The sequence below is a fragment of the Paraburkholderia sp. BGA-UO-ETr-F21 genome, from assembly GCF_059567925.1.
Genome location: NZ_JCAQOY010000011.1, coordinates 19,852 through 42,888, shown reverse-complemented (window position 1 = coordinate 42,888; position 23,037 = coordinate 19,852). Strand labels below are relative to the sequence as shown.

The following is a 23,037-nucleotide window of genomic DNA, read 5'->3' as shown; positions in this document are numbered from 1 at the left end:
TCGGCTCATGCAAGGGCGGAAGCGGCCGTTCGAGATTCGATTTTGAATGACTCCAAGGGGTCGTCTGGCAACGTTCGTCCGCCGCTAACGTGCTTTATTTTCCGTTTTCGCAAGCGACCCCTGATAGGCGAGGTTGAGCGCCAGTGTGGATTTACCGACGCCGTTTGGGCCGATGAGTACGACGTTGGCGGTGTCTTTGACAAACTCAAGCGACATTAGCTCTTCGACGGCGGCTCGATCGCACCGCTTGGGCCATGCCCAATCAAAGTCGCACAGCGGTTTGAAGCTGCCTAAATGCGCGTCGCGGATACGTCGCTCCAGTGAGCGGCGAGCGCGCTCGTCCTCTTCCCACTGCAGCAGAGGTGCGACCCACTGTTCGCCCGTAACGTCGGGCCAATGCGCCAGCAGTCCATACAGGCGCAAGGCGTGTGCGCGGGCTTGTAGTACATCAGGCGTGTTCATCAGAGTCTCCCGTAATCTGGTCGTAAATGTCGAGCCGATGGGGCGTTACCAAGGTGTCCTTCTTGCGTACATGTTCGGGCAACGGGACTTCGACGGGTGGAGGCGCTTGCCGCGCCGCGCGCCGGCGCTCCAGCGCCAGACGTACTGGATTCGGATGAGGCGCCGCGCCGATGGCGAGGGTCTCCTCAATGGCCGCCTGCAGTTCGGCGGCGCCATAGCGATCGAGCAGGCGCAGCAGATGAGATGTGATGTTCCCCAGATTACCGCCGCGTTCAGCGGCACGCAGCATCAGGGCCTGACTGGCCGGCGCGGCCCGGCTTAAATGGTCCAGGCCACGATGGTGACGCGCTTCGCGTTTGCGCTCGACGAGGCCGTCGATGTGCGCTGCAATCTCAATCTGTGCACCGCGATCGTAACTGCGCTCATGAGTGGCGAGCAGATCGGCGCCGTCGAGAATGCGGACCTGCCGCGGATTGGCCCGTATCATGAGCGCTCGCCGAACGTGCGTATGCGGGATTGTGTAGTCGTTCAGATCGAAGCGAACATACGGCGTCTTGTTGACCTGCACAGCCAGTTGCAGTTCGCAGGGGTACGGATTCTCCGGCAAGGCCAACAAACTGGGCTGTTCGCGGGCGAAGGCCTCACGCACGGTGATGGTGGGCTCTTCCCGGCACGGTCGATCGGCCGCAGGTCCGGCGCACCAGAGCGCGGCCTGGGCATTGAGGTCGTCGAGGTCAACGAATTTGCGCGCGGCAAAGAAGTTCTCGCGTACAAACCGGATTGCCCGCTCGACGCGCCCCTTCTCGTTGCCTCTGGCTACGGCCACGGGCCGCGGTTCATAGCGATGATGTGCGGCGAACGCGAGCAGCGTTGGGTTAAAGCGGATGGCGTCGCCCTGGCGTTCGAGCACTGCACTTTTAAGGTTGTCGTACAGGATGACCCTTGAGACGCCGGACCATGCCGCGAAGGCACCGGCGTGACCGGCCAGGAAGCTGTCCATCCGCGCATCGAGGAAGAATTGCAGATAGATCTGTCGCGACCACGACAGCACCATCACGAAGGCCATCAGGGGTCGACGCGCACGTCCGATTTGCAGATGGCCGAAGCTCCCCCAGTCGCATTGAGCTTGCTCTCCGGGCAAGGTGCGTAGCCGAAGGTACGCCTCGGCCACCGGGCGCGGACGATGAAGCGAAACCAGGTGTCTGAAGTGGTGCTGACCGCCGCGGTAGCCGCGCTCATAGACCATGGCATACAGGCGGCTGGCCGTGAGCGACGGAAACTTCTTGAGCGTTTCGAGGATGAATGGGAGATATGCGTCGATCTGCGAGGGCCGCTGAACGGTGCCAATCCGGGGCAGTCCGGCCTGAGCTAGCACGCGCTGGACGGTGCCGCGGTGCACGTGCAGCTGGCGCGCGATGGTGCCACAGCGCCACTTCTCGACGTGGTAGTAGCGCAGGATCTGTGCTTCAAGTTCGGTTCCAATGGTCATGGGTCATGTCCTGTGAAATGCGTAGGAATGCAAATATCACGGAAGACCTGACGGCGAAGTGGCCCGAGGCGTACGAAGGCCGAACAGACGCATTGGCAGAAATGGCAAAGCTCAAGCACAGGTGGGATGGTTATGGGTACCGGTGCTGTGGCCGCCGACGTCGTCGAAGTCGGTGCCAGTAGAGCATCAGCGGCAGGCATGACGGAACCGTGATGCGTCACTTTATTCCGGCGGCTGCGATAGCGGCGCATCCGTTCGGCGTGTGCAAAGCGGCCATGGCGGCTGCGCTGGTAGCGTCGGCCGGCCTCGCGCATGCTGGAATGGCGAGAAAGCTCGGCGCAGTCGCTATTGCAATAGATTTGGCCGCGGTCGCAACGGCGGCAAACAAGGACTTGCGCCCGACAGCGCACGCACACGAACAGTCGACCTGACGCCGGCATCGAGAATCCCTGTCAATGCCGATGCAATATCGACAGGTCGGGGGTGCGGCTATATTCTTGGACTGAGTTATGCCGCGATTCCAAGACTCTGCCGGTATTCGACGGGGCTGAGCGAGCCGAGCGAGACTTTGATCCGTTTTGCGTTGTACCAGCGGATGTACGAGTCAACGGTCTCGATGAATTGATCGACGGTCGTGGTTCGCCAGTCACGAGGATAGAACAATTCCGTCTTAAGTCGCCCGAAGAAACCTTCGCAGGCTGCATTATCCGGCGAACATCCTTTGCGCGACATCGAGCGAATCAGTCTGGCAGACTGCATACGCGAGAGCCACCCTGGCCAGCGATAGTGCGCGCCACGATCCGAGTGAACTACGGGCCGCTCCTTGCAGCCCGCTACTGTTTCGATTGCCGCATCCAGCATGCTGTTGACGAGTTCGGCGTCCGGCCGCGTACCGATTGACCAGCTCACAACGAGTCCATCGAAGCAGTCGATAACCGGCGACAGATACACTTTGCCTGCCGGGATCTGGAATTCGGTAAGGTCCGTTAGCCATTTCTGATTAGGAGCGACGGCACAGAAGTCGCGATTGATGATGTTCTCCGGCGCAGGGCTTATTTCTCCACGATAGGAGCCGTAGCGACGTCGCCTGGTCGTGGCGGCGGCCAGACCTTCCTGTCGCATCAAACGACGCACTACCTTCTCCGAGATGACGACCTGTTGCCTGATCAATGCCGCGCGAATCCGACGATAACCGTAGCAACGGTGATTGAGTTCGAAGATGTCCGCGATGACGCGACGCGCATCAGCATGCCTGTCAGCAACCAACAGCCGTGCACGGTGATAGAAGTAAGAACTGCGGGGAAGACCCAGCGCGGCTAACAGCTCTGGCAACGCATAGGTCTGTTTCAGGGCATCAACCAGCATCGTCTTCTCCCGGTTGCTCAGGAGTTGCGGGTTGATGCCCATTCCTTTTTTTATCAGTTCGTTCGCCTTCTTCAGAATATCGTGTTCAAGTTGCAACTGTCGGACGTCGCGTCGAAGCGATTCGACCTGTTGTTCCAGTTCCGCACGCTCATGGTCCGGCGCTGGCTTCTTTTTGCGTTTCATGGATGCTGGAACCTCTCGACCGAGTAGCTGATTCTTCCAGTTATACAGCGTTGGCCGACTCACGCCTGTTTTCTCGGCAACCTCGCGCGCGCTATGCTCTCTGGTGCACAGTTCGATGACCGCCGCCTGCTTCACTTTTTGTGATTTTGGAACGCTATCAACGGCTCGTCCAACAATACGTCTTCTGATTTCAGGACACAGCTCTTCGATCCAGGCCGCCAGCGTCTCGCGACTCGGGTAACCCAAAGCCCTCAAGGTTGCGGCAGCACAGCGGCCATGGCTCAAATAATGATCGACGGCCACCTTCTTCTGCTCATCGGAATACCTCGGCCTCGAACGGACATAGCCCGCCCGTAGATCGTGGCACTGCTCGTATTCGCGATGCCAGGCTTTGAGAGAGTTCTTGGTCGGGTAGCCCAATTGCCGAATGGTAGCTCCGATGCGCTTGCCCAGCTTCAAGTAAAGTCGAACCGCTCGAATGCGATCTTCGTATGAGAACATGAACTACCTCCAGGTAGTCCAAGATTTTGTCCGCACCCCCGCTGTATCAATTTACAACTGCGCGCGACACAAGCGGGCCGAAGAGGCACTGCGCGCGGCAGGTCTGTGGGAGAAGATCGAACCGAAGCTGGTCTATGGCGAAAACATCGCGCAGACCGCCCAGTATGTGCAGACAGGCAATGCACAGGTCGGCATCATCGCGCTCTCGCTTGCTGTCAATCCAGAACTGGCAAGCAAAGGCGGCTATGCGCTGATCCCCGCCAACCTGCATGAGCCGCTCGAACAGGGCTACGTCGTCACGAAGCGCGCGGCAGGAAACGCGCTGGCGCACCGCTTTGCCGACTACATGAGTTCTCCGCCGGCGCGTGACGTCATGACCCGATACGGGTTCGTCCTGCCGGGTGAGGCGGTCGGCAAATGAGCCGGCCCGCCATGAGCGCCCGCGTGCGCACGCGCCAGGGCTTTGTCGCTGGCTCCCTGATCGGCACGCTGGGCGGCCTGGTCGGCTTGGGCGGTGCCGAGTTTCGCCTGCCCGTGCTGGTCGGCGTCTTCAGATTGAGACTGCCGGTTTCGTACCGCTTGGCGTCCACGGATTCCGACCGACCTCAGTTTCTCGCCAGTCGACGATTAGGGCTTGCCGGTCGCCGTCGTAAGGCTTAAGCGAAGCAGCGGGTCACACAAAATGGCTTTCGCTCCTTCAACATGTGGAAGCACGCACGCGCAAGTTTGTGTGCCAGTTCCATCATGAGGACAGCAACGCCGACAGCGCTGCCAGCCCAACCGGCGCTCGAGCCACCCATGGCACGGCAAACGTCCGCTGAGCCAGTCGGCCTGACAGCCTGGCCATTTGCCGCCGCTCGCCATCCAGACGGGCTTGCAGCAAAGGGTCGTGTGTGCCTGCGGCCAGGATGGATTTGTTGACCACCCATGCATAAGGCTCGATCTTGGCGCGGCGCAGGTCGTCTTGCAATGCAGCCGCTTGGGACACCGGCGTCACCTCTGGCAAGGTGACCAGGATGATGCGGGTGTAGCTGGCATCTTGCAGGCGCATCAGCGGCGTGACCATATGAACAGGGGCCCTGCCTTCAAACTCGCGCGTCATCTGACGGTGATAGGCGCCCGTGGCATCCATCAGCAACAGAGAGTGCCCGGTGGGCGCCGTGTCCAGCACCACAAAGGCGCTGCGGGCTTCGGCCACCGTGCGCGAGAACGCGTGGAACACGGCCACCTCTTCGGTGCAGGGCGACTGCAGATCCTCCAGCAGCAAGGCTTTTTCCTGCTCATCCAGCCCGGGCGAGCGCGCCGCCATGATCTTGTCGATGTAGCGCTGAGTCTCCACCTTGGGATCGATGCGGCCAACTTGCAGGCCCGGCAACTCGCCATCGAGCGTCATGGCCAGGTGGGCCGCCGGGTCGGTGGTGCTGAGGTGAACCGCGTGACCGCGCTTGACCAGCCCGATGGCCAGCGCCGCTGCGATGGTGGTCTTGCCGACGCCACCCTTGCCCATCACCATGATCAGGCCTTTGCCGGCAGCAGCCAGCTCATCCACCAGCTTGTCAATGTGCTCCGTGGACAGTGGCGTTTCATCGATCATGGATCTACCCTGCCCATTGGCTGGAGGCGCGTCGGTCAACAAGGCGCGCAAGGCGGGCAAGCCGACTGTGTCAAAGGCCCGCAAAGGCACAGTGCTTTGGGGCAAGGCCCGCAAGGCCTCGGGCATGGCATCCAGCGCTTGTTGGCCTATGGCCTCGATGGCGCGTGCCACAGCATCGTTCGGGTCGGTGGCTCTGAACACGCCGTTGATCATCAACTGCTGGTTGTTCAAGCCCAGCACCCGCAACTCATCAGAAGTACGAGCCGCCTCGGCCAATGCGCTGCGGTCGGCGCGCGCCACCAGCACGATGGTGGTGAGCACTGGATCGCACAAGGCAGTGAGGGCTACATTGAAGCGCACTTCCTGCATCTTCAAGCCCGAATGCGGCCCCAAGCAGGAGGCACCCCGGTCGTTGTCCTTGAGAAAGCCGCTCCAGGCTTTGGGCAGGCTCAGCAGGCGCAGCGTGTGCCCCGTGGGCGCCGTGTCGAACACGATGTGGTCGTATTCAGCCGCATCACCCGCCAGAAGGTTCGAGAACTCGTCGAACGAGGCGATCTCGGTGGTGCATGAGCCAGAGAGTTGCTCACGCACCGTGGCGCGCTCGGCCTCGGTGGCTTGCGCCTCCATCTGCGCCAGCACACGCTGGCGGTAGGTCTCGGCCGCCACATCGGGGTTGATGTTGAGCACCGACAGGCCCGGTGCGCCTGGCACGGGGGTGGGGATGTTGCGAAGCTCGATGCCCAGCATTTCATCGAGGTTCGATGCGGCGTCGGTGCTGACCAGCAGCACCTTTTTGCCCGCGTCTGCCAGCGTCAACGCGGTCGCAGTGGACAAGGACGTCTTGCCAACCCCGCCTTTTCCCGTGTAGAAAAGGTGCCGGGTCGGATGGTTCAGAAAGGCCAAGGGTTGTGACTGGGGCTGTGGCCTGAGCCAGGCCTGCACTTCCTCATGCGATGGCAAGCCGCCGCTATGCACAATCTGGCCACCGATCATGACGGCAGGTGTGGCCTTGACGCCAAGGCGCTTGATCTCGTCGGGGTTCTCGATTTTGGTGATCTCCACCGCGACGCCTGCGGCGTTGGCCACCCGCTCGATCATCTCGATGGTGATGTGGCACTTACTGCACCCCAGACCCAAAACTTTGATTTCCATAACGATGATCCTTGGTTTGATTTCTTCAAAGCTCTCGCGCAGATACGACTGCGCGGACAGCGGAATTACGGTGCGCCCGTTGGCGCAGCCCGTCCAGTGCCTGCATCCACAAAACGCAAGAGGCGCAACGCGTTGAGCACCGCCAACACCGTGGCACCCTCATGAATCAACACGGCAACACCCATGCTAGCCCATCCAAACAGCGTGACCGGGATGAGCAGCGCCACGACCCCAAACGCGGCCCACAGGTTTTGCTGGATGATCGCGTGCGAGGCGCGGCTCAAGGCAATGGCAAACGGCAGCCTGGACAGGTCAGCGCCACATCGGCGGTTTCCAAGGCTACGTCAGTGCCTGCGCCACCCATGGCGGAGATCATAACTGATGGTTTGCTGGCAGAATATGGCGACCAGATCCGCGAGATGAATGACCGGTTACGAGCGCGACGACAGACCGCTTCGGGTCGATAGTGTTGAAAAAGTCGCTGCATGGATTTTGCGATCCGCTCGCGACAAAATCGACCTCTCAGATCGGCCTATAAACCGCTCGCGGATGCCGGGTAATGGTAAGAATACCCCTAAAAATCTCGCTAGAAAGACGGTCAGCGACTTTTTCAACAGTATCGGTCGGGCTGCGTCAGTCCGCTCCCCTAACTCATCGCTCGGAAGCGGCAACTGGAATTGAGCAGAACTTGACTTCAGCGACAGCATGTTGACACACATTAAACAGCAGCGAGCGCAGGTTGCGGTACGGACGCAGCATGAACGGGAAAGTGTGGTTACCGGCAAAGGCGATGTGCTCGTTGCAGCGGGCGAGCGTTGCATCAGGATCGTCGTTGACTACCGGGTTAGTCGGCGTGAAAAGCCGCTTCTGTTCCGACTCGCCGAACTCGGCCCGCAGCGCCGGGTATGCGGTAGCGTGGATGCGGTTCACGCAAAACACCCCGCCGATCGGGCGAAGTTTGCATTTTCCCTTGCAGCGACCCGGTCACGGAATCCTAGATGCCGGGTTGATTCACGCGCCTCGACAGTTCCTCGGCGCTTTCCTTGCGTTCGCTGTACCGGTCGACGAGGTAGGGTCCGATATCGCGGGTCAGCAACGTGAACTTGACCAGTTCTTCCATGACGTCCACGACCCGATCGAAGTAAGCGGAAGGTTTCATCCGGCCTGCATCGTCGAATTCCAGAAATGCCTTGGCGACTGACGACTGGTTCGGGATCGTCAGCATACGCATCCAGCGTCCCAGCACGCGCATCTGGTTCACCGCGTTGAACGACTGCGATCCGCCGCTGACCTGCATGACGGCGAGTGTTTTCCCTTGAGTCGGACGAACTGCGCCAACCGACAGGGGAATCCAGTCGATCTGCGTCTTCATGATCCCGGTCATCGCACCATGCCGCTCCGGGGAGCACCACACCATGCCCTCCGACCATTGCGCCATCTCGCGAAGCTCGACCACCTTGGGATGAGTCTCAGGTGCATCGTCCGGCAGGGGCAATCCGCCCGGATTGAAAACGCGCACCTCTGCGCCCATCGCAGTGAGCAGCCGCCCCGCTTCTTCCGTCAGCAACCGGCTGAACGATCGCTCGCGAAGCGATCCATAAAGCAGCAGGAACCGGGGTGGATCGGTAGACGGCTCGGGCGGTCGCAACTGACCGGCGTCCGGCACGCGAAACAGCGCGGCATCAACTTGCGGCAAGTCATTCAGGAGGTCAGACACGCTTTCCCTCTGCGTCAATCACGACTTCGCCGTCTTCCTTGGAAAACGCTCCTGTCTGTGGATTCGACAGGATGTCGAGAACCACCTCCGACGGTCGGCAAAGGCGCGTGCCCAGCCGCGTGACCACGATCGGGCGGTTGATCAGAATCGGATGAGCGAGCATAAAGTCGATCAAATCCGCATCGCTCCATTTCGGGTTGTCGAGATCGAGTTGCTCGTACGGCGTGCCTTTGCGGCGCAGCACGTCACGCACGGGAACGCGGCGATGGACCACGGGCCGATTTTTGCCATGGCCGCATCGAATGCATCCTGTCCCCTGGCAAGCAATACCTTTCGCATGATCTGCGCGAGAACCACCGGGATGACGATATAGAGCACTACCGAGGTGAGCAGCGTCGCCCAAGGCACCGTGATCGCGGAAATGCCGAGCAGCAGGCCTACCAGCGGCGCGAAAGCGATCACCATTATGCTGTCGTTCAACGCGACTTGTGACAACGTGAACAGCGGATCGCCGCCGGTCAGCCGGCTCCAGACGAACGCCATCGCCGTGCACGGTGCGGCGGCGAGCAGGATCAGGCCGGCAATATAGCTGTCCAGTTGGTCCGCAGGCAGCATTGGCGCAAAGAGGTGCTTGATGAACAGCCAGCCGAGAAACGCCATCGAGAAAGGCTTGATCAGCCAGTTCACCACCAGCGTGACGCCGATGCCCTTGATGTTCTTGTCGCTTTGCTACCCGAGCCTCACCATTCCTCATCCTCAATGAAAGTAAGCAGGGCTACGACGTCTTCACGATGTCCATGACATGCTGAGGCACCAATGAACGCAGACGCTCGGTGTATTCGGTCGAGAATTTCTCGTCAACGCCGCGACACAGCCAGTTTGCCTTCCGTTCATTCAGGATCGCACGCAGTGCCACCGAAAACGCCGGCAAATCCTGTACTAGAGGCAATGTAGCCTGGAGCACGGTTTCGACCGCCTCGGTCTGTGCCTGCATGAGATTGATCCGCGCCCAGAGCTGGCCGACTTCCTGCTCGATATCCTTCAAGGCCGTTCCCTCATTCGTCTTGGATCGTCGCGCCACCATCGCCGCCGTCGTTCAAACCGAGAGCTTCTTTCATTGAGACCCGGATGATACTCAGGACAGCATGCCTTTCGGGCGCAATAGACTCGTTGACCTGCATCAAGTCATCTGGTGGCACCCGCCGACATCATGGTACCGGCATCAAGGCACGCGCAGCGCAGTGCGGGGACTCCAAGGCATTACGCGGCACCTCATCGAGTCAAGCCGTCGAACCGGTTCGCACAGACTTAGCCAGTGCGATTGGCGACCGGCAAAACCGGAACGTTGCCGCGATCCCGCGGTTGACACGTCAGTCTTTAGATAGGCGCCTTGGGCATAGCCAAGCCAGAACCAGGAGTATGGTCCGATGAGTGAAACCCAGCCAAAGATGACTTTTCTGGTTCACGCCCAACGCATCGACGCACACGGTAGTGTCGCGCATTGCAAGCACGCATCGATCACCCTCGACACGGACCTGGGCGGTCGCGAAGACGCGTTGAATCCTGCTGAGTTGCTACTCGCCGCGCTGTCGGCGTGCATGATCAAGAGTATCGAGCGCGTCGCCCCCATCATCAAGTTTCAGCTACGCGGCGTCGAGGTGCGTGTACGTGGAGTTCGCCAGGATAAACCGCCCCGTCTCGAATCCGTCGACTATGAAATCGTCGTCGACACGGACGAGGACGATCGGCAACTCGATCTGCTGCATCAGAACGTGAAGAAATACGGAACCGTCTTTAACACCATCGCCCCGGGCACCGCTTTGTCGGGCACGATCCGGCGCGCGATGTGATTTTCGCGCCATTACCGTCAGGAGCAAGTCCATGAGCAACATAGAGGTCGTCCTGTGCAGCCCGGTCCGCACCGCGATAGGCACTTACGGCGGGGCAGTCAGGGATGTGCCAGCGCCAGCGCTCGGCGCTGTCGTTATCCGCGAAAGTCTGAAGCGTGCCGGACTGTCCGCGGACAAGGTTCAGTCGCTCGTCATGGGCAACGTGATTCAGGCGGGGGTAAAAATGAACCCGTCGCGGCAGGCAGGTATCGCCGGTGGCCTGCCGGTTGGAGTTCCTGCGCTCACCGTCAATCGCGTCTGCGGCTCGGGCGCGCAGGCGATCGCCAGCGCAGTGACGGAGGTCTGGGCCGGCATGATTGATTGTGCGATCGCCGGCGGGATGGAGAATATGGATCGCAGCCCTTACCTGTTGCCGCAGGGGCGTTGGGGCGCCCGCATGGGGGACGTGACCTTGTTCGACAGCATGCTGATGGATGGGCTCAACGACGCCTTCAGCGGCCAGCATTCCGGCTGGCATACCGAGGACCTGGTGACGAAGTGCGGCATCTCCCGGGAAGACCAGGATCGCTGGGCGCTGCGCTCACAGCAGCGTTTTTCCCAGGCCCAGGCTGCGGGCCTGTTCGACGCCGAGATCGCGCCAGTCGAGGTGCCCGGTCGCAAGGGACCAACTGTATTTGCCAGGGACGAACACAATCGGCCCGACACCACAGCCGGATCGCTCGCCGCGCTTAAACCGGCCTTCCGCAAGGACGGCACTATCACGGCTGGCAACGCGCCCGGCCTGAACAGCGGAGCCGCCGCGATGATCGTTGCCGGGCGTGGCTGGGCTGAGCGCAACAGCCTGACCCCGATGGCGCGGATCGTCAGTTATGGCGTGGGGGCCGTGGAGCCGGGCTTCTTCGGCTTGGGACCCATTCCTGCCGTGCGGCAGGCCATGGATCGTGCTGGCTGGTCGGTGGCCGACGTGGACCGTGTGGAAATCAATGAGGCGTTTGCAGCGATCGCGCTGGCGTGCCTGCGTGAGCTGGGGTTTGCGGAGGACATCGTCAATACGGAAGGCGGTGCGATCGCCCATGGACACCCGATTGGGGCAAGCGGCGCCGTCCTGACGACTCGTCTTGTGCACCAGATGCAGCGGGGCGGCGGCCGACGTGGCATCGTTACGCTATGCATTGGTGGCGGTCAGGGCATTGCGCTCGCGCTTGAGATGTTGTGATGTCCGCGCGAAGCGAAAGGGAGCGATCGCCTTGAGCCACGCCCACGACCACGATCGCGCGCCGTCGAGCTTTGGCCGCGCGTTCGCGATTGGCATTGCGCTCAATATGACCTTTGTGGTGATCGAAGCGCTTTTCGGCTGGCGTGCCGGCTCGCTCGCGCTGCTCGCTGACGCGGGACACAACCTCAGCGACGTGGGCGGGCTTCTGCTGGCGTGGGCGGCCCTGGCGGCCGATCGTCTGCATCCGAATGACCGCCACACGTACGGCTGGCGCCGTGGCTCCATCATGGCGAGCTTTGCCAATGCCGTGATCCTGCTTGTGGCGATGGGGTCGTTAGCGTGGGAAGCGGTGCAACGATTACACTCGCCCGCTCCTGTCGAGGGCACAACGGTGATGGTGGTTGCCGGCATCGGCGTCGCCGTCAACGGCATTACGGCGGCGCTGTTCATGGCCGGCGGGAAAGAGGATCTGAATATACGCGGCGCCTTCCTCCACATGCTCGCCGACGCGTTGACCTCGGTCGGCGTGGTATTCGCAGGAGCACTCTATGTCTGGCAGGGATGGACCTGGATCGACCCCGCTGCAAGCCTGGCGATTGCGGCCGTGATCGTCGTCGGCACCTGGTCGCTCCTGCGGCAATCTTTGCATTTGCTGTTTGACGGCGTCCCCGAACATGTCGACCTATCGGCCCTGCGCCAGACTCTGCTGGCACTGCCTGGTGTTCAGGATGTGCATGACCTTCACGTCTGGGCAATGAGCACCCACGAAGTGGCCCTGACCGCGCATCTCGTGATGCCGAACGGCCACCCCGGCGATGCGTTTCTTCGCGAACTCGACGAAACGCTGCACGCCCGCTTCAGTATCACGCACCCTACGATTCAGGTCGAAACGGGCGCGATCGAGCATGTCGACAGGGTCTAGCGGCCGGACACCTGCCAGCTTTCTATGTGTTTCGCGTATCGCCATTACCTTTATCGCAAGATCAATCCATCGAACTGATGCGTCATTGTCCCGTGTCGACTCAACTCGATCGAGGGCGGCCTGCTTTGCCTCCTGAGTCCGAACCGGACGCCGCCGTTGTCCGGTCGGGGCTTGTGTCTTTTATGTCTTGCCCACTCGCTGCGACGGGATTGTGCCGGACTGGCCATCCGCGCTGGTATACACCGGTGCAAACCCACCGCCCGGAGTTCGGAAATTCGTGGTTTGGCCCTGATACAGGCGAGCCGCAACCCATTGAACCGAGCCGTCGTATGCGTAGTTGCGCAAATCGAACTTGAGCGCCTGTGTCAGGTCGTGGTGCCCGATGATCCGCAGGCCAGGCGCAACCATGGTCTGGGCCACATAGTCACCCGCGAGGATGTCCTGCCATGCGCGCTTTGTGAGCTTGTCACCACGATACGCCGCGCGACCGCCGAATCCCGCGCTCGGCTTGAAGAACAATGTACGTCGCTCCGTCCACAAGCGTTCGGCATGCGCGACGTCAACAATTTCCGTGTGCGGGATGCTGTCCAGCAGCATCGCTTGCGCGGACGGCGATACGCCAAGTGCCCGAAGGCTACTGGCATCGCTGAGCAGCGCGAGGTTCCGTTTGTCCGCGTATAGGGCATGAGCTCGCGGATGTGGTGTGAGCACGACGCTGCGTTGCACGTAGGCCTCCCGCAACGGCGCGCTGCTGGGGTCCGCCAATGCGAAATCCGTCAGCCGGTTATAGACAAGGTCGACTTCCGCCCCGCTGTGCCAAAGCGCACCGGCCTCCAGCACCAACTAGGCAGGATCGGCGATCAGGGCCGAGATGCCGTGGCGCTCGAACAGGCGCTGGAATAGTATGAATTCCGGATACAGATATTGCTGCTCCGGCGCCTCGTCAACGATTGCGATGGTGCGCAGCGGTCGCGTGCGTCCCGCCAGTCGCCATTCACTGAGAAACATCGCGACGATGCCACGCTCGGACGCGTCGATGGACGCTGGAGACGGAACCATGCCTGCCATTGCGGGGCAGCAGGCGCGCTGCGCCCGGGCCAGGACGGCATTGAGCAACGCTCCACCGGCGTTGGTATTGATTTCGATCAGTCCCAGGGAGCCTTGGTCCAGATGAAAGTCATAGCCGAAGAACACTCCCCGGTTGCCCGGCTCGTGACGGGCGACGACCGGGGCTCGCGCCAAAACTTCCTGCTGGTACGCCGGCAATGCGACCACGGATTCGATAGCCCGTACCACCTGGGCCATGCGCTGCACGTGAACATCGGAGATGAAAACTGGCTGTGCTGCAAACAGGTAGGGGCAGCGCTGCCTGACCAGTTCATACAAGCCCGGCTGACCCAACTCCGATTCGAGCGCACGGTCCAGCGCCTCAGCGTCCAGACTGATACAGAAGCATTCACGGTTCAGCGCTTCGCTTGTGGTTCTCTCGCTATCCAGGTGACCAGCCGTGACGACGGATGCGTCGACATCACTCGCACGCGCGAGCGCGTCATCAGGCAATCGTGGTCGTGTCATAGCCTCTCCATCCGCCTTCTGAGCAGAGCAACCAGCACACCGCCTGCCACGAGCGTGGCGCCGACAGTCCAGGCCAGTACAGCGCCCAGTTCGGTACGGTAGAACCAGGTGGCAAGGCCAGACGCGATAAAGCCAATTTCCGTCGCCCCGAACACGACCGTCAACCAGAACTGCAGCTCGGTCATGCGCAACTGGTAGCGCGTCGTGAGCATGAAGCTCACCGTTTCAAGACGTTCCATCACCGCATCGTAGGCGTCCACGATACCGAGTATGCGCTCACCGTCTTCTGCCACGGTGTCGCCGAATCGTGTCGTCGCGATGGTGGCGCCGTAATATTCCTCAAGGCTGTCGGTAACCTCGCGCCTCAATTCCAGCAAGCCGCCAATCGTCGTTGGCCCGGTGCGAGCCAGGCGTTCGTAAAGCTGCACCAGTACCGCGCGCTCGATCAGCAGCAGCTCCAACGTGAGGACAAACGGCATCGCGCTGCGCGGCGGCACGCCGATGTCGAAGGCGGGGATGGCCGCGTCGTCCTGCCTGTCATGGATGTCGAGTGCTGCACGGCGGCCGAGCAGGGTGATGCCACCCTCGCGGGCACAATAGTCCCGCGCCAGTTCGGTTTCCACCACCGTCTGTTTGAGCGCCCGGGTGGACCGGTCGCGCCACAGCAATCGCACGATATCGTTTGAGAACCCGTTCAGGAAGGCGTCCAGCGTTTGATCCTCCAGACGAAGCACGCAGCAGGGCAAGTACTGCCGGTAGTGATCCGATCCGCCCAATTCGTGGTTTAACGGTTGCAGTACCTGCCACATCCTCGCCGGAAGGCCCTCGGGCGCATCATCAAGCCACGCTATCCAGCGACTGACATCCAGTCCCTGCAGCGGGCCAGGTAACCAGACCTCCCAGAGCGCGATGCCTGCGACATGCGTGTAAAGATGCACGTCTGCCACGTTGGGAGTCTCGGGCGTGGCACTATCCACATCGAACAGGATGCGCCCGACTGGCCAATGCTGTTGCCGTTCCGCCGCGAGGAAAGGTACGCCGAGAACGTGGGCTTCGGTCTCGGCGCGAAGCGTCTGATATGCCGCCAACTGCTCTGTGGTGAACGGCGAGCTCGGGGCATCGCGCGCGAATCTTTCAATACGCGAGCCGATGTCCTGCTCTCCTGTCAGCGCCCCCAAAGAGACAGAAAACAGCAGGATGAATCCCGGCGTCACCGCCGGTAATGCGGCGCGCGAGTCTGTACTTGCCGGGAGCGTCAGCTTGTCCATCAGATCAGAGCCTGCCTCTGAAGCCTGGTTGCCAGAATCATCTTTATGCCCCGCCTGACGTGGATGCCGGTCGCGGCCAGCCAGCCGGTCCTCAGGACACGCTGGCCAGCCAGCTTTCCACCTGTGCCCGGCTGGGCACGCCGCCAGCGTGCATCACTTTGCCGTTGACCACTACGCCGGGCGTGCCCAACACACCGTATTTCATGATGCCGGGGATGTCTTCCACCTTTTCTACTCTCGCTGCGATACGCTTCACCGCGAGCACATCTTCGATCAGCTTCTGCGTAGCCTTGCACTTCGAACAGCCTGTGCCAAGTACCTTGATTTCGATCATGATCCTTCTCCTGTGGATAAAATTGCGGCTACATCACAAGATTGAATACGTAGCCAACCAGAACGATGCCAATCGCCACCACGGCGGCGAACAGGGCGATCAGCCTGGGTCGCATCACCTTCTTCAGTATCATGAACTCGGGTAATGACAGCGCGGTCACCGACATCATGAACGCGAGCGTGGTGCCAAGCGCCGCGCCTTTGCCAAGCAGCGCCTGTACCACGGGAATGATCCCGGCGGCATTGGAATACATCGGCACCCCGATCAGTACCGCCAGCGGTACGGACCACCAGGCGCTCTTTCCCATCAGACTCGCCATGAAGTTCTCGGGCACGTAACCGTGGATCCATGCCCCGACACCCACACCCGCAACAATGTAGGGAGCCACTTTCACGACGATTTCCCGCACATGCTTCCAGCCTTGTGCGAAGCGCTGTGCCCAGTCGAGTCCGGCCTCGTCAGCATTGACGGCAGGCATGTCGAATACCCAGGGCTCGACCAGTTGCACCGGATTCATATGCCCGATGACAATTCCGGCGACGATGGCGATTGCCAGGCCCAGGCCGAGATACAGCGCGGCGATCTTCCAGCCGAACATGCCGAGCAGCAGGGCGAGTGCAACCTCATTGACCATCGGTGCCGACACCAGAAACGAAAAGGTGACGCCGAGCGGAACGCCAGCGGTCAGAAAACCGATGAACATCGGCACCGCCGAGCAGGAACAAAAGGGCGTGACGATACCGAGCGCGGCTGCCAGAACACTGCCCAACGTCTGACGTTTGCCTGCCAGAATCGCGCGTGTCTTCTGCGGGCTGAAGAAACTCTGGAGTACGCCTACAACGAACACGATCAGCGTTAGCAGCATCAGCACCTTGGGCACTTCAAACAGGAAGAAGCTCGTTGCGCTATACAGACGTGAATCGGACGCCATGGGCAGCAGATGCATCACCGCGCCCGTTGCCGGTTCGAGGACGCTGTACAGCAGGCACCAGGCCAGAATGAACAGGATCGGCACCAGCCACGCCCGCCAGGCTGGTCGGTGCCCTTTTCCAGCAGGGATGTTCGAGGTTTGCGTTTGCGTAGTCATGCCATATTCTCCAGAGCACATCTTCCTGGCTTCAAACCGGGCTTACACTGAGCCGGGTGAGATAAAAGGGTTCCACCGGACCAACTTCAACCATTGCGCCGACTGGCGCCGCTGCGGCCCTGAAGCGCGCATCGAGATGCGAATTTTCGTGATCCCACACCGACTCCCAGATCCCGTGCATCAGATAGGCGCGTAGCGCCCCCTCGGGGCGGATTTCCCGGAGGATCTCCGTGCTCACCGCCTTGCGATAGAAGCGGTTATCGCGGCTGCCCGGCATGCCGGAGCCGCCGGCCTCACCCTCGGGCTGGCAGGTTTGTTGAGCGACCTCGAGCAGCGGCCCAATTCGGTCATCAAACTCAGCCACGCGTTTCTCGGCAACAAACACGTGATTGGCGACGGTCACCCACTCGCCTGGCGCGGCATGTACGGGGCGCCGGAAGAAATGCAGCAGCGCCTCGCGGTCGTGGTAAATACCGTCGCGATCGCCGGCTACCCGCGTTTCGAATATGCGGCGATAAACGGCCATGGACGCGGAGCCTGGAGTGGTTCTCCCGTCCCTGGCTGAGACCGGATGCAGGTGGGGCAAAAGAAACTGGTCAAACGTCGCATCAATTCCGGCTGCCCGCAATTCCCCCAGGCTGGCAAATCGTGCAAACAGACTGTAGAACAAAGGCATGGTGCGCGCCTGCAACCCGTCCAGATACGCGGTGGCCAGCGCCCCCTTGTAGGACTCCGGATAGTTCTTGACCATGGTCGATTCTCCACTCATCTGCTTGAGAGCGGCATTGAGAAAGCCGGGCTGGGCGCGCACACGCTCTACGAAATTCTGCATGGCGGCATCGAATCCAGCCTTGATCTGGGGCATCAAGCGAAGCTCCGCGTAAAAAGTCACCGGCCCCTTGACTGTGCCATCATCCACGGACTGGAGCGCATCAGTGCCTGCAAGGGCGCTGCCGGCAACCAGGGCAGCGCCGGCAGCAGGCGCCGCGGCAAGAACATGGCGACGCTTTGCGGAAAAAACAGGATTCATTCCCGTGCTCCAGATCGATGGTTTCTTACAGGAGACGAATGGGCGCCGAAAAGGATGCAGCCCCCGGCAATAAACAATGTCGCGTTCATTCCGGTTCGCGTGGCACATGGCAGCAAACCCGACCGCCCTCATCAAAACGGACCTGGCAGTTGCGCGTCAAAACGTCGCGCATCCGTTGTCGTGCCCGCTGGACGCGGGATTTCGCGCCCGGCAGACTGAGATGATGCGCGTCGGCAAATGTCTGCAGTTTCATGCCCTCAAGATCGCAACGTTGAATGATCTCCCGGTCCTGATCGGACAGTTCCATGAGCACGCGACCAAGGCAATCAGCCAGCGCGTCGATCGGCGCAATGTCGTCGCGATCTTCAATCAGATCGTCCGGGAGCGGTACCGCGTTCTTGCGCAGACGGGTGTCGTCGACCAGTGCATTGCGCGCAACCTGAAACAGCCAGGCGCGCGGGTTGTCGAGTGTGCAAAATGCGCCACCCTGCTGCATGGCCTTCAAAAAGACATTCTGCAGAACATCTTCCGCCAAAGCGGGGTTCCCGAGACGGTGGGTCAGATACCCCTGGATCTCCGATCGATACTGGTGCCACGCACTCAGCGCACAGGCATTGGGTGATCTGGTCATTTGAGCCTCACAGCCATGTTGATGCACCTGGTTTTCTTGCAGTCCGATATCAGTCTGACCCGATGTATCGTCGATCTGTGGCTGCAACTGCAGCCACAGATCGGCGGCAGTAGCCGACGTCGTATCCTGGCGAACAATGTTAACAAGGCCCGGTCACTGATGATTTCTTCACGATTGCCGTCGCCCTTTCGCCATCTGCCGAAAGTCGCTTGGCCTTCCGCGCCATCGGCATGGTGGTGAAAAGTGTTATGTCATGATGCGACCCCGTAGTGGTGGCGGGGCGAACACAACTACCGCGCCGGACAGTGCCGCTGCGAGACAGAAAGCAGCGACGTCCAGACGCCGCCACGATACCCACGGCGACGCCATCTAACCTTGCCTCGCCTTCAGCTTTGGGTCGGCTACAGCAACGCTTCCGGCACCAGCACCCCCAGCAGACGAGTCATCCAGCGACGCCATTCGCTAGCTAATGGCTCGTGGCGATAACGCACGGGGCGATCGTTCTCGATGCAGTCCCAATGCAGCGATGCATTCGCATTGCCGGCTTCATCGAGTTCAACGCGGAACGCCTCGTCCGGAGCGGTAGCGTCGTCAAACAGGCCTGTCAGTTGTCTTCCTAATTCGTGGCTCTCGATTCTCAGCGCCACCTCTGTATTCAGGTGCTTGGATCGTGGGTCGAGATTCATCGACCCGAGGAACACATCCTTGCCGTCGACCACGATTGCTTTGGTATGCAGACTCGCGCCAGAAGACAGCCCCGTGCGCGCTGGCCTGGTATCGGCTCGGCTGGGTCGCAGCTCATACAATTCCACGCCACAAGCCAGCAGGCGAGGGCGATAGCGCGCGTAACCCGCGTGCACCACCGGAACGTCGGTGGACACCAGCGAATTGGTGAGGATGCGCACCCGTACCCCGCGGCGGGCAATCCCGCATAGCACCGGTAATCCGCGTTCGCCAGGCACCAGGTAGGGCGTCACCATGATTACCTCCTTCTGCGCATTCTCGACGGATTGGTGCAACACCGAAAAGATCGGCCCCTTCGTTTCGGCTGCGTCAATCCGTCGAAGACCTGGCACGTTGTAGAGGGCCTCCGCAGGTGCCGTGATCAAGGGAACCGTCCCCGCTCGCACGCGGCGACCAAATGCTCTCTCGCGCAGCGAGCGAACGTAGTCGCCTTCCCGGAACCGGTTCGCACGCTCGCCCATCTCGCTGCGTGCCTGCTCCAACCCGGCGTTCGTCTTCGAGGGACCGGTGATCGATTCGATCGGCAGCGCCCACTCGCTGTTCCAGAATTGGTCGAAACTGCTGGATACCTCACTCACGACGGGCCCGGCGGCCAGCACATCGAGGTCACCAAAGTCTCGCTCCGGCGACGCGTTGAAATACGCGTCCCCCAGATTGCGCCCGCCGATCACCGCAACCGCGCCGTCGGCAATCCATAGTTTGTTGTGCATGCGTCGGTTCAAACGATCACTGTCGCCGAGCAACTCAAGCGCGCGTGACAGGCCGAAGCCGCCGCGCAGCGCAAAGGTATTGAACAGTCTCACCTCTACATTGGGGTGCTGCGCGAGGATTGCCAGATCCGACTCGTGATCAACGGCATTCATGTCATCGATCAGCAGGCGCACACGCACACCGCGCTCTGCGGCCTGCAGTGCGGCGTATAGCAGCATCGTGGCAGTCGTGTCCTGTTTGACGATGTAGTACTGCAGATCAAGCGTGCGCTGCGATGATTCTGCAAGAGCTGCGCGTGCGGCGAAGGCGTCCTGTCCGGAGACCAGCAGGTAAAAGCCCGATTGGCCCGGCGTGGCTGCCAGTTGTGGCAGATAGCTTCTCCCCAGCACCGTTATAAGCGGCTGGTCGAAGGCATACGACGGCACTCGCGGCACGGCGAATCGAGCGGACAGGCAACCAGCGAAGAGCAGCGTCAGCGCAATCGTAGCCACCCATCGGCGGGAGATTCCGCATTTGAGATTGGCGATTACGCCATCGAATGGATGGATCACGGCATCCTCACCGATGGTTCAACTTTGTGGAACAAGTCGCGACGACGGGCTCGACGCATATCTGAAGAACCGTGTTCCGCCCGATGACCCCATGTCATCGCGCACAAGAGGTCCTCGGTGAGCGGAAGAACTGGTTGCGCAGCCCGCCGTGCCAGGTCGTGCATCTGCCGGTTGACGTGTTGCACGAATGTGCCGCGACTATTGCAGTTGACCTCGCGATCACGCATGAACAGCAGCGCGGTGGCCGTCTCAACAGCGATGCCAATGTCCCCGCCTGTCATGATCGTGTGGCCGTCACGGGGCTCGGGTGATCGAGACCGATCCGCCACTCCCCTGGCTAGTGAAGCCGTGGCACCAACCGTAGCAGCGCGTTGAAGAAGGCGGAAGGCATGCTGGTGAATACGGCAGGCGGTCAGCGTGCAACCAGGCTGCCAGGCACCGCAGGCCAGCACCAGGCCAACGACGTTACTCAAATGGTGACCAGCATCGGCCAACAAGATCACGGTATCCACCTTCGGGCCATAAATAGCTTCGACGGCACAAGGACGACGGTGAGCATCATCGCGAGTGGGAAATGTCCGATCGCCTCCTGCACCTATTCCTCGTCTTCTTCCAGCCGACGAGGTAGACGACGGGGAATGCGCGTAGCTGATCCCACCAACCGGTCCTGTGAGTCGCGCAGAACTGCTAACTCCTGCAAAAAATTTCGCATCGTTCCGCTGTTCGGAAGTTCTGGCACCAACTACCAAAATACCAAACAAAGGGGTCTGGATATGACCCTTGACTCGGCGTGCAGATAACCAGAGCGAAAACGCTATGCGAACTCAGCACGACCGAGACGACCTTCGTCACTGCGATGAGTCAACGGAAACGTAGGTCAAAGCTGAAATTCGCAAATAGGTCGCAAGCATCGCACCGCGAAACGGGTAACCAAGGTAGCGCATCTACGCCTGGCAATATGAGAGGGATCATTGAGGCATTGCCGTCATCGGCCCCTCACCTGGCAGGGAGCGCAGGTTCTCTAATACAATCCGCGCAGCATCTATTCGCCGTATGAATCCGCCAGTATCCGCTCACGAGGAACGCCCAATGCGGCAAGCGTGCGGATCGATTCGTGCATCGTCTTTGTCGGACCCGCCATATAGACGTCCCGCCCGATTAAACGGTCAGTGGTCCGCGCGAGAGCGTCATAGACCGTCCCCTCCGCAAAAGTCATACGTGGTGGGGCAAGAAATCCAGGTCGAGTCACCCGTGCAGTGAGCGTACACCGGAAATTCGGCGCGCTTGCCATCCAGGCTCCAACAATATCGAGTTCGTAAAAGTCGGCAGTATCCGTCACACCCCAGAAGAGCTGGATGTCACGGCTTCCGTCAATTGCCAGAACCTGCTCGATCATGGCCTTAATTGGCGCAAAGCCCGTCCCGCGCGCTACAAATAGCAGCGGTGTTTCCGGAGCTGAACGCAGTCGGAAATGGCCAATTGGACCCCGCCCGGTGAGCACTTGTCCAACCTCTGCCTTTTCAAAGGCCCAGGTGCTGAATCGTCCACCTGGGACTCTGTGAATCTGAACTTCCAGGCTTCCGTCTGCGCGCGGTGCATTGCCAATTGAGTAAGCGCGAGACAGCCATTTGGCTCCAGGCGTCCATATTTCAACGTAGTCGCCAGCGGCGAACTGACACATGCAGTCATCAGGCAACTTCGCCCCACGCAGGGTAATTACGCGGATGTTGTCGCCATACTCGACGATCTTTTCTACGACCAGGTGAACCTGCTTGTCAGGATGCGGCAAGGCGTCGTTGAGCTTGAGTTCATCCGCTCTAGCGAGAAGTTTGTCCTCCACCGCCTGATGAACCTCAGGACGGGCAAGGGCGACCTGAACGTCTTTCGGGTTGGGAAAGGTGATCGCCTGGCCTGGACAAAGATTGCCACACGTGGTGCAGCCGACCATACAATAAGTCGGATTCACGACGACTGCCTTCTTGCTCTCAAAGTCGAATTTGTAAACGTGTCTGCCACAAGTCGTCACGCATGTCCCGCAGCCAATACAGGCCGATTCGTTAACCGATGGATTCCATGAAATCAGCTCCCTGGGAATGGCAAACCAGGGTTGTGAAAAAGGGGATGCGACCGGGTTGGCCGTCGTGGGCAGGTTCGGCATCATCTGTGTCTCCAATTGAGGTTGAGCAGGGGCGCGTGGCGCGAGTGGTGCGCGCGGCAAGGAGCGGCTCATTGTCGAACCTGAAGCGTCACGCCCACCCTTATGATTACCTGGCAACATGCTGTGATCGCAGCGCGCCGTCTGACTGATCATGTACGTCGCCCCGGATTCTCTCTGCAGCATGCGCGTGACAGGCATGTAGCCGATTGACGCACGTCAATAATGTGTACCCTGCTCGAGGACGGTTGACGTGTGCTGCTCATCACTACGGGAGTCACCGGAAGAAAAGACCGTGCGCTCCATCTCGCCGCTCTTGCGAGCTTGATCGAGCTCCTGTCTGACCTGATCACGCGTTTTCCCAAGACGCGCCGGCGCACCCGCTGCGCTAGTGCCCGCAGGCGTTCCACCCACCGAGGTGGCGGCGTTCGGCGCGGCAGTCAACGCACGTTGCGCATTCTGTACGTCCACCGGGTAATTTTCGCCTTCGCCGTCAGGAC

22 protein-coding genes and 3 pseudogenes are annotated in these 23,037 nt (G+C 60.7%); 5 read left to right on the top strand and 20 right to left on the bottom strand.

The annotated features are described in order from the left end of the window. Nucleotides 1-120 precede the first annotated feature (120 nt). The 3 genes and pseudogenes from AC57B1_RS09885 to AC57B1_RS09875 form a co-directional block, all read right to left on the bottom strand. A pseudogene (locus tag AC57B1_RS09885) lies at nucleotides 121-462 on the bottom strand (ATP-binding protein); the annotation flags it as partial. Further along, the gene (gene istA / locus AC57B1_RS09880; protein WP_496417433.1) at nucleotides 449-1,951 is read right to left on the bottom strand and encodes an IS21 family transposase; all 1,503 of its coding nucleotides are present in this window, start codon (nucleotides 1,949-1,951) and stop codon (nucleotides 449-451) included. The gene istA and the pseudogene AC57B1_RS09885, both read right to left, overlap by 14 nt. Nucleotides 1,952-2,458: 507 nt before the next feature. Continuing rightward, entirely contained in the window at nucleotides 2,459-4,000 is a 1,542-nt protein-coding gene (locus AC57B1_RS09875; RefSeq protein ID WP_496417432.1) for an IS3 family transposase, read from the bottom strand. Between AC57B1_RS09875 and modA the strand changes: the two genes are divergently transcribed. Continuing rightward, nucleotides 3,999-4,421, top strand: a complete 423-nt coding sequence (gene modA, locus AC57B1_RS09870) for a molybdate ABC transporter substrate-binding protein (protein WP_496417431.1) — start codon at nucleotides 3,999-4,001, stop codon at nucleotides 4,419-4,421. The genes AC57B1_RS09875 and modA overlap by 2 nt on opposite strands. 11 nt (nucleotides 4,422-4,432) lie before the next feature. Beyond that, complete coding sequence (locus AC57B1_RS09865; RefSeq protein ID WP_496417430.1) at nucleotides 4,433-4,660, top strand: hypothetical protein; 228 nt, start codon at nucleotides 4,433-4,435, stop codon at nucleotides 4,658-4,660. Nucleotides 4,661-4,742: 82 nt separating this feature from the next. On the opposite strand, the gene arsA is transcribed toward AC57B1_RS09865, so the two are convergent. From arsA to AC57B1_RS09835, 6 genes and pseudogenes are all read right to left on the bottom strand, one after another. Continuing rightward, nucleotides 4,743-6,746, bottom strand: a complete 2,004-nt coding sequence (gene arsA / locus AC57B1_RS09860; RefSeq protein WP_496417429.1) for an arsenical pump-driving ATPase — start codon at nucleotides 6,744-6,746, stop codon at nucleotides 4,743-4,745. Between the two features lie 651 nt (nucleotides 6,747-7,397). Continuing rightward, nucleotides 7,398-7,676 carry a hypothetical protein gene (locus AC57B1_RS09855; RefSeq protein ID WP_496417434.1) on the bottom strand — a complete coding sequence of 93 codons (279 nt, stop codon included), beginning with the start codon at nucleotides 7,674-7,676 and terminating at the stop codon, nucleotides 7,398-7,400. A gap of 64 nt (nucleotides 7,677-7,740) precedes the next feature. Then, nucleotides 7,741-8,463, bottom strand: a complete 723-nt coding sequence (gene arsH / locus AC57B1_RS09850) for an arsenical resistance protein ArsH (protein ID WP_496417428.1) — start codon at nucleotides 8,461-8,463, stop codon at nucleotides 7,741-7,743. Then, nucleotides 8,456-8,722: pseudogene (locus AC57B1_RS09845) on the bottom strand (ArsC/Spx/MgsR family protein); the annotation flags it as partial. The gene arsH and the pseudogene AC57B1_RS09845, both read right to left, overlap by 8 nt. Continuing rightward, nucleotides 8,635-9,183 (bottom strand): annotated as a pseudogene (locus tag AC57B1_RS09840) (arsenic resistance protein); the annotation flags it as partial. The pseudogenes AC57B1_RS09845 and AC57B1_RS09840, both read right to left, overlap by 88 nt. A gap of 55 nt (nucleotides 9,184-9,238) precedes the next feature. After that, nucleotides 9,239-9,508 (bottom strand): hypothetical protein, encoded by a 270-nt coding sequence (locus AC57B1_RS09835; RefSeq protein WP_496417427.1) that lies wholly within the window; start codon nucleotides 9,506-9,508, stop codon nucleotides 9,239-9,241. 382 nt (nucleotides 9,509-9,890) lie between these two features. Between AC57B1_RS09835 and AC57B1_RS09830 the strand changes: the two genes are divergently transcribed. The 3 genes from AC57B1_RS09830 to AC57B1_RS09820 are packed head-to-tail and all read left to right on the top strand — an operon-like array spanning nucleotide 9,891 to nucleotide 12,451. Beyond that, nucleotides 9,891-10,313, top strand: a complete 423-nt coding sequence (locus tag AC57B1_RS09830; protein WP_496417426.1) for an OsmC family protein — start codon at nucleotides 9,891-9,893, stop codon at nucleotides 10,311-10,313. Nucleotides 10,314-10,344: 31 nt separating this feature from the next. Then, the gene (locus AC57B1_RS09825; RefSeq protein ID WP_496417425.1) at nucleotides 10,345-11,529 is read left to right on the top strand and encodes a thiolase family protein; all 1,185 of its coding nucleotides are present in this window, start codon (nucleotides 10,345-10,347) and stop codon (nucleotides 11,527-11,529) included. Between the two features lie 31 nt (nucleotides 11,530-11,560). Then, a complete protein-coding gene (locus AC57B1_RS09820) occupies nucleotides 11,561-12,451 on the top strand; it encodes a cation diffusion facilitator family transporter (protein WP_496417424.1) in 891 nt (296 codons plus the stop codon). 180 nt (nucleotides 12,452-12,631) lie between these two features. Here the strand turns inward: AC57B1_RS09820 and AC57B1_RS09815 are convergent, their stop codons facing one another. The 11 genes from AC57B1_RS09815 to AC57B1_RS09765 form a co-directional block, all read right to left on the bottom strand. Next, nucleotides 12,632-13,294 (bottom strand): hypothetical protein, encoded by a 663-nt coding sequence (locus AC57B1_RS09815; protein ID WP_496417423.1) that lies wholly within the window; start codon nucleotides 13,292-13,294, stop codon nucleotides 12,632-12,634. Continuing rightward, a complete protein-coding gene (locus AC57B1_RS09810; protein ID WP_496417422.1) occupies nucleotides 13,295-14,026 on the bottom strand; it encodes a hypothetical protein in 732 nt (243 codons plus the stop codon). Continuing rightward, nucleotides 14,023-15,294 carry a hypothetical protein gene (locus AC57B1_RS09805; protein ID WP_496417421.1) on the bottom strand — a complete coding sequence of 424 codons (1,272 nt, stop codon included), beginning with the start codon at nucleotides 15,292-15,294 and terminating at the stop codon, nucleotides 14,023-14,025. Before AC57B1_RS09805 ends, AC57B1_RS09810 begins: the two co-directional genes overlap by 4 nt. Nucleotides 15,295-15,385: 91 nt before the next feature. Beyond that, a complete protein-coding gene (locus AC57B1_RS09800) occupies nucleotides 15,386-15,628 on the bottom strand; it encodes a thioredoxin family protein (RefSeq protein WP_496417420.1) in 243 nt (80 codons plus the stop codon). A gap of 28 nt (nucleotides 15,629-15,656) precedes the next feature. Further along, on the bottom strand, nucleotides 15,657-16,643 hold the full coding sequence (locus AC57B1_RS09795; protein WP_496417419.1) for a permease: 987 nt from the start codon (nucleotides 16,641-16,643) through the stop codon (nucleotides 15,657-15,659). A 103-nt stretch (nucleotides 16,644-16,746) separates the two neighbouring features. Then, nucleotides 16,747-17,745: a hypothetical protein gene (locus AC57B1_RS09790; protein ID WP_496417418.1), complete on the bottom strand. Its 999-nt coding sequence runs from the start codon at nucleotides 17,743-17,745 to the stop codon at nucleotides 16,747-16,749. An 85-nt stretch (nucleotides 17,746-17,830) separates the two neighbouring features. Then, nucleotides 17,831-18,376, bottom strand: coding sequence for a sigma-70 family RNA polymerase sigma factor (locus AC57B1_RS09785; protein ID WP_496417417.1), 546 nt, complete (start codon nucleotides 18,374-18,376; stop codon nucleotides 17,831-17,833). 401 nt (nucleotides 18,377-18,777) lie between these two features. Next, nucleotides 18,778-20,382 (bottom strand): phospholipase D family protein, encoded by a 1,605-nt coding sequence (locus AC57B1_RS09780; protein WP_496417416.1) that lies wholly within the window; start codon nucleotides 20,380-20,382, stop codon nucleotides 18,778-18,780. Further along, nucleotides 20,379-20,894: a hypothetical protein gene (locus AC57B1_RS09775; RefSeq protein ID WP_496417415.1), complete on the bottom strand. Its 516-nt coding sequence runs from the start codon at nucleotides 20,892-20,894 to the stop codon at nucleotides 20,379-20,381. Before AC57B1_RS09775 ends, AC57B1_RS09780 begins: the two co-directional genes overlap by 4 nt. Before the next feature lie 530 nt (nucleotides 20,895-21,424). Then, nucleotides 21,425-22,543, bottom strand: a complete 1,119-nt coding sequence (locus tag AC57B1_RS09770; protein ID WP_496417414.1) for an FAD-binding oxidoreductase — start codon at nucleotides 22,541-22,543, stop codon at nucleotides 21,425-21,427. Nucleotides 22,544-22,756: 213 nt separating this feature from the next. Further along, nucleotides 22,757-23,008 carry a DUF4148 domain-containing protein gene (locus AC57B1_RS09765; protein WP_496417413.1) on the bottom strand — a complete coding sequence of 84 codons (252 nt, stop codon included), beginning with the start codon at nucleotides 23,006-23,008 and terminating at the stop codon, nucleotides 22,757-22,759. Nucleotides 23,009-23,037: the final 29 nt, after the last annotated feature.